This is a genomic window from Rhizomicrobium sp. (assembly GCF_056722145.1).
The window spans coordinates 1-9,538 of sequence record NZ_JBWZET010000171.1 but is presented as its reverse complement, the minus strand read 5'-3'; the positions used below and the strand labels follow the sequence as shown (position 1 = coordinate 9,538).

At 64.1% G+C, this 9,538-nt stretch carries 10 protein-coding genes; 8 read left to right on the top strand and 2 right to left on the bottom strand.

The genetic code is table 11. From position 1 onward, the window contains the following. Positions 1-265: 265 nt before the first annotated feature. Positions 266-997 (bottom strand): hypothetical protein, encoded by a 732-nt coding sequence (locus AC1P6P_RS09205; RefSeq protein ID WP_481402145.1) that lies wholly within the window; start codon positions 995-997, stop codon positions 266-268. A gap of 136 nt (positions 998-1,133) precedes the next feature. On the opposite strand from AC1P6P_RS09205, the gene AC1P6P_RS09200 reads away from it, so the two are divergent. The 5 genes from AC1P6P_RS09200 (at position 1,134) to tatC (ending at position 6,452) form a co-directional block, all read left to right on the top strand. After that, a complete protein-coding gene (locus AC1P6P_RS09200) occupies positions 1,134-3,368 on the top strand; it encodes an RNA degradosome polyphosphate kinase (RefSeq protein WP_481402144.1) in 2,235 nt (744 codons plus the stop codon). 2 nt (positions 3,369-3,370) lie between these two features. After that, complete coding sequence (locus AC1P6P_RS09195) at positions 3,371-4,900, top strand: Ppx/GppA phosphatase family protein (protein ID WP_481402143.1); 1,530 nt, start codon at positions 3,371-3,373, stop codon at positions 4,898-4,900. A 107-nt stretch (positions 4,901-5,007) separates the two neighbouring features. Then, positions 5,008-5,217, top strand: a complete 210-nt coding sequence (locus AC1P6P_RS09190; protein ID WP_481402142.1) for a twin-arginine translocase TatA/TatE family subunit — start codon at positions 5,008-5,010, stop codon at positions 5,215-5,217. Positions 5,218-5,244: 27 nt separating this feature from the next. After that, complete coding sequence (gene tatB, locus AC1P6P_RS09185; protein WP_481402141.1) at positions 5,245-5,646, top strand: Sec-independent protein translocase protein TatB; 402 nt, start codon at positions 5,245-5,247, stop codon at positions 5,644-5,646. Beyond that, a complete protein-coding gene (gene tatC / locus AC1P6P_RS09180; protein ID WP_481402140.1) occupies positions 5,643-6,452 on the top strand; it encodes a twin-arginine translocase subunit TatC in 810 nt (269 codons plus the stop codon). The genes tatB and tatC overlap by 4 nt, the downstream gene beginning before the upstream one ends. Positions 6,453-6,454: 2 nt before the next feature. Here tatC and AC1P6P_RS09175 read toward each other — a convergent pair whose 3' ends face one another. Beyond that, on the bottom strand, positions 6,455-6,895 hold the full coding sequence (locus tag AC1P6P_RS09175; protein ID WP_481402139.1) for an HNH endonuclease: 441 nt from the start codon (positions 6,893-6,895) through the stop codon (positions 6,455-6,457). A 224-nt stretch (positions 6,896-7,119) separates the two neighbouring features. Between AC1P6P_RS09175 and AC1P6P_RS09170 the strand changes: the two genes are divergently transcribed. The 3 genes from AC1P6P_RS09170 to serS all read left to right on the top strand — a co-directional run. Next, positions 7,120-7,416, top strand: coding sequence for a transposase (locus AC1P6P_RS09170; RefSeq protein ID WP_481402138.1), 297 nt, complete (start codon positions 7,120-7,122; stop codon positions 7,414-7,416). After that, on the top strand, positions 7,413-8,303 hold the full coding sequence (locus AC1P6P_RS09165; RefSeq protein ID WP_481402137.1) for an IS3 family transposase: 891 nt from the start codon (positions 7,413-7,415) through the stop codon (positions 8,301-8,303). Before AC1P6P_RS09170 ends, AC1P6P_RS09165 begins: the two co-directional genes overlap by 4 nt. 168 nt (positions 8,304-8,471) lie before the next feature. Continuing rightward, positions 8,472-9,538, top strand: a 1,067-nt coding sequence (serS, locus tag AC1P6P_RS09160) for a serine--tRNA ligase (protein WP_481402136.1), incomplete at its 3' end; no start/stop codon positions are given.

Below are 9,538 nucleotides of genomic sequence, written 5' to 3'. Positions count from 1 at the left end.
CTTTCCGAAGGTCGAGTAAGTTCCCCTCTCCCCTTGTGGGAGAGGACGCAAAATCTTGCACTTAGCGGCGCGCAAGAACGATCACGTCTACATGCTTCGCCGCTAAGCGCTAGATTTTGCTGGTGAGGGGGATGTGCCCGTTACCCCTCACCTGAAAAATCATCGAAGTTAGCGCCGCGCCATTCTTGCCCGTTCGCAGGACTTTACGGCGCGCCGCTAACCCCGTGATTTTTCTTCCTCTCCCACAAGGGGAGAGGGGCGTGATTTATTCGACCTTCGGAAAGCGCGAGTGCGCCGGCAAACCGTCTTCGCTCTCCCAGAAGCCCGGACGATCGTGTTCGGCGAAGCGCCAAGTGTGACCGTCATAGCGATACGTGATGTAGCGCATCTGGAAATGCGTTTCGTGCTTCGGGTCGCGTTTTTCGGCCTCGAAATCGGGGCGGCACCAAAGCGCTTCGATGACGATATCGTTCGGTGCCCTGCGCACGAAGCGCCAGCCGGTTTTGTCGGATTCCAGGACCCGCACCGCGCTCGACTTGCCCGCGGCATCGGTTGCCATGGCCGGTATCAACCGTCCGCCGGCGAGATTGTGGAAGGTGATGGCCTGTCCGGTGTAGGTGCCCATGCAGGCGGTATCGTCGGCGCGGATCATCAGCGTGGCACCGATCCGTTGCGGTTCGATCCGGGCGATTGGCGCATTGTCTTGCAGCACGATGTCGAGCACGACCGCGCCCTTCGCATCCAATTGGCGCAGCTTGGCGGGGGCGAGCGGCTGGGTGCGAAACGGCTGGGCAGCCGGATCGTCATCGCCCAGCACGAACAGCGGATCGACGCACGTAGCCCATAGTTGCTTTTCAAGGCCGGCGCCAAGACGCGCATCTTCCAGGATCTGCAGTCGCCCGCCGGCCAGCGGCACATCCTGGACGATCTTGTAGGCGGGATCGGCGTCGGCCGCCGCCGCAACCAGCAACGCGCATAGCACCCAGATGATCCGCATACTGCCCCCGCCCGCCGGTTTCTCCGAAGACACTGCCATTATGTCAGGGTTTGTTGGTAGACGCTGCCTATGATCGCCGCATGACAGGACCCATGTTTTGCTTTACCCTGACGGGCGGGTTCACGGTAAGCCCTTGATGACAAATGAAAACCATCCCGAATTGACGGCCGAACAGAGTCGCGATGCGGCCGAGGTCGCGCTGGCGCCGGCGCCGGCTTGTGCGGTGCTGCCGGTGATCGCGCCCAATTCGCCGGAGCGGTTCGTCAACCGGGAACTGTCGTGGCTCGCCTTCAACGGCCGCGTCCTGCAAGAGGCCCAGAACACGCGCCATCCGCTGCTGGAGCGGCTGCGGTTCGTGTCGATTTCGTCGTCCAACCTCGACGAGTTCTACATGGTGCGCGTCGCCGGCTTGCTCGGGATGGTGAAGGAGGGTGTCGCGTCCATCAGTGACGACGGCCTGTCGCCGACCCAGCAGCTCGCCAAGATCGCGGAATTCTCCGGCCGCCTGATCGCCGACCAGCAGCGGGTCTGGCGCGAACTGAAATCGGAGCTGGCCGACAAAGGGCTGGCGGTGATCGGCGCCAAGGATTTGAAGGATGCCGACCGCGTCTGGCTCGACGCCCATTTCCACGAACAGATTTTCCCCGTCCTGACGCCGCTGGCGATCGATCCGGCCCATCCCTTTCCGTTCATTCCCAACCTCGGCTTTTCGCTGGCGCTGAAGCTGGCGCGGGTGCGCGACGGACGCGTAGTGATGGCGCTGCTGCCGGTGCCGCCGCAGCTGCAACGCTTCGTGCGCCTGCCGGGGCCCGCCAAGGAGAAGGGCAAAAGCCGCCACGCCCGCTTCATTCCGCTCGAAGAGGTGATCGAGATGCACCTGCACGAGCTGTTCCCCGGTCACACGGTGAAGGGCTCGGGCCTGTTCCGCGTCATCCGCGACAGCGACGTCGAAGTCGAAGAAGAGGCCGAAGATCTGGTCTTGATGTTCGAGTCGCTGCTCAAGCGGCGGCGGCGCGGCTCGGTGATCCTGATGATGTGCACCGCGGCGATGGCCGACGATCTGCGCACCTTCATCGCCGACCATCTCGACCTCGAAGACGAGGAGGTGGTGCGCGTCGAGGAAATGCTGGGCACCGCCGATCTCAAGCAGCTGATCCTCAAGGAGCGCGGCGATCTGCAGTTCAAGCCGTTCGTGGCGCGCTTTCCCGAACGCATCCGCGAGCACGGCGACGATTGTTTTGCGGCCATCCGCGCCAAGGACATTCTCGTCCATCACCCCTTCGAAAGCTTCGACGTGGTGGTGCAGTTCCTGCGCCAAGCGGCGGCCGATCCCGATGTGGTGGCGATCAAGCAGACGCTGTATCGCACCTCGGCCGACAGCCCGATCGTCAGTGCGCTGATCGAAGCCGCCGATTCCGGCAAATCGGTCACTGCGCTGGTCGAACTCAAGGCCCGCTTCGACGAGGCCGCCAACATCAAATGGGCGCGCGATCTCGAACGCGCCGGGGTCCAGGTGGTCTACGGCTTCATCGATCTCAAGACCCACGCCAAGGTCAGCCTGGTGGTGCGGCGCGAGAACGGCCAGCTTCACACCTATTGCCATTTCGGCACCGGCAACTATCACCCGATCACCGCCAAGGTTTACACCGATCTGTCGCTGTTCAGTGCCGACCCGGCGCTCGGACGCGATGCGGCGCAGGTGTTCAACTATATTACCGGCTATGCCGAACCGAGCGGGCTTGAAAAGCTCGCCATCTCGCCGCTGAATTTGCGCGAGACCCTGCTCGCCGGCATCGAGCAGGAAATCGCGTTCGCGCGGGCCGGCAAGCCGGCGGCGATCTGGATCAAGCTCAACTCGCTGGTCGATTCCGACATGATCGACGAACTCTACAAGGCGAGTCAGGCCGGTGTGCGCATCGACATCATCGCCCGCGGCATCTGCTGCCTGAAGCCGGGCGTGCCCGGGCTCAGCGACAACATCCGGGTCAAATCGATCGTCGGGCGCTTCCTCGAACACGGCCGCATCACCGCTTTCGGCAACGGCTACGGCCTGCCGCATCCCAAGGCCAAGGTGTGGATTTCGTCGGCCGACTGGATGCCGCGCAATCTCGACCGCCGCGTCGAATCGCTGGTGCCGATCGACAACCCCACCGTGCATCAGCAGGTGCTGGACCAGATCCTGGTCGCCCAGTTGAAGGATCAGGCGCAGTCCTGGCGCATGAAATCCGACGGCTGCTATGCCCGCGACGAAGCGTCCGGCGAGGCCGACGCATTTTCTGCACATACCTACTTTATGACGAATCCATCACTGTCGGGACGCGGCCGCGCCCTCCGCATCAAGCAGCCCCGTCCGGTCCAGCGCCGCGATTGAGCATGAACAGTTCCCTTCCGGTCGATCTCGGCGAAGACATGGTCGCGCGCGCCGCCGCGCGGCGCAGCCGCATCGCCATCGTCGATATCGGCTCGAATTCGGTGCGCCTGGTGGTGTTCGACGGACTGACCCGCACCGCTCACACCCTCCACAACGAAAAGACCATCTGCTCCATCGGCAAGGAACTCGGCACCACCGGCCTTTTGTACAAGGACGGCGTCGAGCTGGCGCTGGAATCGCTGCGTCGCTATCGTCATCTGGTCGACAAGCTCGGCGTCGACTCGCGTGAGGCGGTGGCGACGGCGGCGGCGCGCGATGCGTTAAACGGCCCCGAATTCGTCCGCCGCGCCGAAAGCGCCTGGGGCGGCACGGTGCGAGTGCTGACCGGCCCGGAAGAGGCGCGGCTGGCGGGCGAGGGCGTCATCGCCGCGGTGCCCGATGCCGACGGGCTGGTCGCCGATCTCGGCGGCGGCAGTCTCGACATGGTGACGGTGGCAGGTGGGCGCACCGGCGAGGCGTGTTCGCTGCCGTTCGGGCCGCTCCGGCTGGCCGATCTGTCGAAGGGCGATCTCGACCGCACCCGCTCTCTCGTCGATGAGGAATTGGAGCGTTGGGAGCCGCTTGCCGGGCAGGCGGGCCGGACCCTTTACCTGGTCGGCGGCATCTGGCGCTCGATCGCCCGCGTCGACATGCTGCGCGAGCAGTATCCGCTGCACATGCTGCAGAACTACACCATTCCCTCGGAGCGGGCGCTTGAGCTGTGTCAGGTGCTGGCCAAGCAGGGCAAGAAGTCGCTCGAGCTGCTGGCGGTGGTATCGCGGCGGCGCACCGAGCTCTTGCCCTACGGCGCCATCGTGCTGCAACGGCTTCTGACCTTTTCGCGCTTCCGCAATCTGGTGATCTCCGCCAACGGCGTGCGCGAGGGGATGGTGTTTTCGCGGCTCGGTGCCGAGGAGCGCGCCAAGGACCCGCTGCTCGATTTCGCCGCCGGCGAGAACGCCCGCGTCAGTCGCAATCCGGCCCACGCCATGGAACTGTTCGCCTGGGGTGCGCCGCTGTTCAACGACGAGAATGCCTATTACCGCCGGCTCAGGCTGGCGGCCTGCCTGTTCAGCGATCTCGGTTGGCGGCGCCATCCCGATCATCGCACCCGCGGCACCTATGACGACGTGCTGAACATGCCCTATGGCGGCGCCGACCACCGCGCCCGCGCCTTCATCGCCGCCGCCACCTTCCACCGCTACGCCGGCGACCAGGACATTCCGCCCGATCTGCGTCTCAAGGGTCTGATGGACAAGCCGGACGAGCGCCGGGCGCTGCGGATCGGGCTGGCCGCAAGGGTGGGGTTCGACCTGTCGGCCTCGGCGGCGGCGGAACTTGCCCATTACCGGCTGCGGCTGACCCCATCCAAGCTGATCCTGGAGGTTCACCGCCGCCGCAGTGCCATCGCCGACGACAGTGTCGGCAAGCGGCTGGGGGCCCTGGCGGCGGCATTCGACCGCTACGCCGAAATCCAGGTGATCGGCGGCTGACGCAGGCGTGACAGGCGGACCGCCGGTCGGCGCTTGCATCCGGGCATAACCCGGTCTTTAAGAAGGGGTTTCCGGCCTCCCCCGCGCCGGAGCTAAGGAGAAATATCATGGGCAGTTTCGGACCCCTGCATTGGCTGCTCCTCGCTGCGATCGTCCTTTTGCTGTTCGGCGGCAAGGGCAAGCTGTCCGACATCATGGGCGACTTCGCCAAGGGCATCAAAAGCTTCAAGAAGGGCATGGCCGACGAAGAGGCCAAGCCCGCCGATCCCAAGCCGATCGAGCAGAAGCCGGAGAGCAAGGATCCTGCCGCGCATTAATCCTGCGGCGCTCTCTGGGGCATCCTGATGTTTCCCGATCTTAGTTGGAGCCATATGCTCCTGGTCCTGGTGGTGGCCCTCGTTGTGGTGGGGCCCAAGGACCTGCCCAAACTGATGCGGAAGATGGGGCAATGGACCGCCAAGGCCCGCGGCATGGCCGATCAGTTCCGCCGCAGCTTCGACGACATGGCGCGCCAGAGCGAACTCGATGAGCTGCGCAAGGAGCTTGACGAGTTGCGCAATTCGCGCCCGCTCGCCGGAGTTGAGCAGCAGTTGAACGACGTCATGACCGGCCCGTCGGTCAGCCTTGAGCCCGAACCGGTCGCCGAACCTGTGCCCGAGCCGGTCATCGATCACGCCGAACCGGCGCCCGAGCCGCTCCATCCCGACCAGCCGCTGCCGCCAACCGAGCATCCGCCAGCGCCATGAGCAATCGCACCGCCACCGATGAATCCGAAATCGAATCCTCCAAGGCTCCGCTGCTCGAGCATCTGATCGAACTGCGCAAGCGATTGGTCTATTCGCTGCTGGCGTTGCTTGTCGGCTTCATCATCTGCTTCGCCTTCGCCGATCCGATCTACAACTTCCTGACCACGCCGCTGGCCCACGCGATGGGCAACCAGCCGGGCCGCCAGCTGATCTACACCCAGGTCTACGAGAAGTTCTTCACCAACGCCAAGGTCGGCCTGTTCGCCGGCTTGTGCCTTGCCTTTCCGGTGATCGCCTCGCAGGTGTGGATGTTCGTGGCGCCGGGCCTCTATCGCCACGAGCGCAAGGCGTTCCTGCCGTTCCTGCTGGCGACGCCGGTGCTGTTCATCGCCGGCGGGGCCTTTGTCTATTACGTCATGCTGCCGAACGCGCTGACCTTCTTCCTCGGCTTCGAGAGCAAGGGCGGCAAGGACGCCTTGCCGATCCAGATGATGGTCAAGGTCTCGGACTATTTCGATTTCGTCACGACCCTGATCTTCGCCTTCGGGCTGACGTTCCAGCTGCCGGTGGCGCTGGCGCTGCTCGGCCGCGTCGGCATCGTCACCTCCGACATGCTGCGGGCCTCGCGCCGCTACGCCATCGTCGGCATCGCCGCACTGGCCGCGATCTTCACGCCGCCCGACATCTTCTCGATGCTGAGCCTCTTGGTGCCGCTGGTGTTCCTCTACGAAGTTTCGATCTGGATCGTGAAAGCGATCGAGAAGAAGCGCGACAAGGAACGCGCCGAAGCCGACGCGGAAGAGTAGGCTTATTTCGGCGGCGGCCGGCGGCGGAGCTTCACGACGACCGTTTTTTCGACGTGCGCCGGCACCTTGGCGGCGAAGGCTTTGCGGGCGACGCAGAACGCGCTCATCCGGAACGCCAGCGCCGGCTTGACGGCCTTCTCCCTGTTGCAGGCCTCGCACGCCGCGACCGTGTTGTCTTCGCTGTCGGCGCCGCCGCGCGCCAGCGGCACGACGTGGTCGAGCGTCGCCCGGCGGCCGTCCTTGTCGCGCTTCGGCGGCTTGTATTTCGGCGGCATGAACATCGGGATGCCGCAATAGGCGCAGCGCCCGTTCTGCCGTTCCACATGGCGCACCAGCCAGTCGTGCCCCGCCGGATTGCGGCACCACATGTCGGCGATCTCGGTGGCGATGAACTTCCTCGCCTTCCGCAGAAGCTTGGCTTTGCTCGGTGGAGGTTTCTTCAAACGATGCGCCATACCGCCATGATGCCGCAGTTGCGGCGCGTGTCCAGCCCGATCCGCCGCCCCCGCATCAACAAATCCGGAGCAGCGCTATGCGTTAAATGGGGTCAGAGTGGATTTTTTCGCCGGCGCGGCAGGCGAGGCGGGCGGTCGAAAAATCCACTCTGAGCTAGCCCGGGAATTCCGGACACTTTTGAGAGGGGATAGTATCCCCGAGGAGGTGTCTGATGGGAACCCGTGTTCGACACAGCCGGGAGTTCAAGCTTGAGGCGGTTCGCCTGCTGGAACTTGGGCAAAAGCCGGCTTCCGAGTTGGCGCTAGAACTGGGCATTCGGCGCAACCAGCTTTACAAATGGAAGGACCAGCTTGGGAGCCAAGGCGAGAAGGCCTTTCGCGGTGCCGGGCGCAAACCGGCCTCGGACGAGAGCGAGGTCGGGCGACTCAAGCGTGAGCTGAAGAAGGTCACCGAGGAGCGTGACATCCTAAAAAAAGCCGCGGCGTACTTTGCGAAAGAACTGCCGTGAAGTACGCGTTCGTGTGGCGGCATCGCAAGCAGTTCAGCATTGCCCGGCAGTGCTCGGTATTGGGCGTGTCGCGCAGTGGCTTCTACGAGTGGCTGAACCGGCCCGAGAGCCGCCACGCGAGCGAAGACCGGGACCTCTTGCGGGCAATCCGGGCGCTGCATGTGCAAGCCCGTCAAGCTTATGGCGCCTATAAGACGTGGAAGGTTTTGAACGCCAAAGGCATCGCCTGCGGGCGTCACCGCATTGCCCGATTACGCCGTCAGAACGGCATCGAAGCGCTTCGCAAGCGCCGGTTCCGGGTGATGTCGGAGCATCACAAGCTCGCGCCGCCGGCGCCCAATCTTCTGAAGCAGAACTTCTTTGTCCCGCAGCCCAATCGCGTCTGGGCCGGGGATATGACGGTGGTGGCAACCGGTTCCGGATGGCTGCATCTGGCGGTCGTGCTCGATCTCTTCTCGCGGCGTGTCGTGGGGTGGGCGATGGGGCATAAGCGCGACCAAGTCTTGGGTCTGAGTGCCCTGCAGATGGCACTCGATCTGCGCCATCCCGAAGCCGGTTTGATCCATCACAGCGATCGTGGCACGGCCTATGTCGGTTCAGAGTACCAAGCCAAACTGCACCAGATCGGCGCCGACATCAGTATGAGCGGCAAAGGCAATTGCTATGACAACGCCGTGGTCGAAAGCTTCTTCGGCAATCTCAAGAACGAGCTGGTTCACCACTGCCGGTTCGCCACCCGGGAAGAAGCCCGGACGAAGATCTTCGACTACATCGAAGTGTTCTATAACCGCCAGCGAGCCCATGCTACGCTGCGCTTCCTAAGCCCAGTCGCGTTCGAAAATCTGAGCGATGTTGCTCTTCAACCCTGTCCGGGAAAGCCGGGCTAGCTCACTCTGACCCCATTTAACGAGAACAATTATATTGCCGAATGGCGTCCGCCGCGCTGCTCCTGGGCGGACAGGAGTGCCGGCAGCCGGCGGCTTTTGTCGATTGCCGACAAAGTTTTGACCCCTGTCCCCGCCCGTGGCATTACCGGCCCCCCGGGAGACTCTGTCATGCACGACCTCAAATTCATTCGCGACAATCGTGACGCCTTCGTCGAAGCCCTGGCGCGGCGGCCGGCCTATGCCGAAGACGCCGCCAAGGTCGCCGACGCGATCCTGGAGCTGGACGCCAAGTGGCGCGGCGCCAAGACCCAATTCGAACAGCACCGCGCCCGCCAGAACGAGGCCTCGCGCGCCATCGGCAAGGCCAAGGGAGCCAAGGACGAGGCGCTGGCGAAGTCGCTGCTCGACGAAGTGGCCAGCCTGAAGGCGGCGATCCAGAAGGACGAGGCCGATGCGCGCGAGTTCGAGGCCGAGCTGACCAAGGCGCTCGCCGTGCTGCCCAATCTGCCGGCCGCGGGCGTGCCGTTCGGCGCCGACGAGAACGACAATGTGGAAGTGGTGGAACGCCGCTTCGGTTCGGCGACGCGGTTCGATTTCAAGCCCAAGGAGCATTTCGAACTTGGCGAAGCCCTGGGGATGATGGATTTCGAACGCGCCGGCAAGGTCTCGGGCGCCCGCTTCGTCTATCTGAAGGCCGGCCTCGCCAAGCTCGAACGGGCGCTCGGCATGTTCATGCTCGATACCCAGACCGCGGCCGGCTACACCGAAGTGGTGCCGCCGCTGCTGGTGCGCGACGAGGCCTTCTTCGGCACCGGCCAGTTGCCGAAATTCGAAGAGGATCTGTTCTGGGCCAGCGCCGGCGAAGGCCGTTTCGGTCTCATCCCCACCGCCGAAGTGCCGCTGACCAATCTGGTGCGCGAGGAAATCCTCGACGAAGACAAGCTGCCGATGCGGGTCACCGCGTGGACGCCGTGCTTCCGCGCCGAAGCGGGTGCCGCCGGGCGCGATACCCGCGGCATGATCCGCCAGCATCAGTTCTCCAAGGTCGAATTAGTGTCGATCTGCACGCCGGAGCAGTCACCGGCCGAGCATGAGCGCATGACCGATTGCGCCCAGAACATCTTGAAGCTTCTCAACTTGCCGCATCGCGTCGTCACGCTGTGCACCGGCGACATGGGCTTCGGGGCGCAGAAGACCTACGACATCGAAGTCTGGCTGCCGGGCCAGGATCGTTA

Coding starts and splice junctions, on each gene's coding strand:
- AC1P6P_RS09205 (WP_481402145.1), bottom strand. CDS start 997: ATGCGGATCATCTGGGTGCTATGCGCGTTGCTGGTTGCGGCGGCGGCC.
- AC1P6P_RS09200 (WP_481402144.1), top strand. CDS start 1,134: ATGACAAATGAAAACCATCCCGAATTGACGGCCGAACAGAGTCGCGAT.
- AC1P6P_RS09195 (WP_481402143.1), top strand. CDS start 3,371: ATGAACAGTTCCCTTCCGGTCGATCTCGGCGAAGACATGGTCGCGCGC.
- AC1P6P_RS09190 (WP_481402142.1), top strand. CDS start 5,008: ATGGGCAGTTTCGGACCCCTGCATTGGCTGCTCCTCGCTGCGATCGTC.
- tatB (WP_481402141.1), top strand. CDS start 5,245: ATGTTTCCCGATCTTAGTTGGAGCCATATGCTCCTGGTCCTGGTGGTG.
- tatC (WP_481402140.1), top strand. CDS start 5,643: ATGAGCAATCGCACCGCCACCGATGAATCCGAAATCGAATCCTCCAAG.
- AC1P6P_RS09170 (WP_481402138.1), top strand. CDS start 7,120: ATGGGAACCCGTGTTCGACACAGCCGGGAGTTCAAGCTTGAGGCGGTT.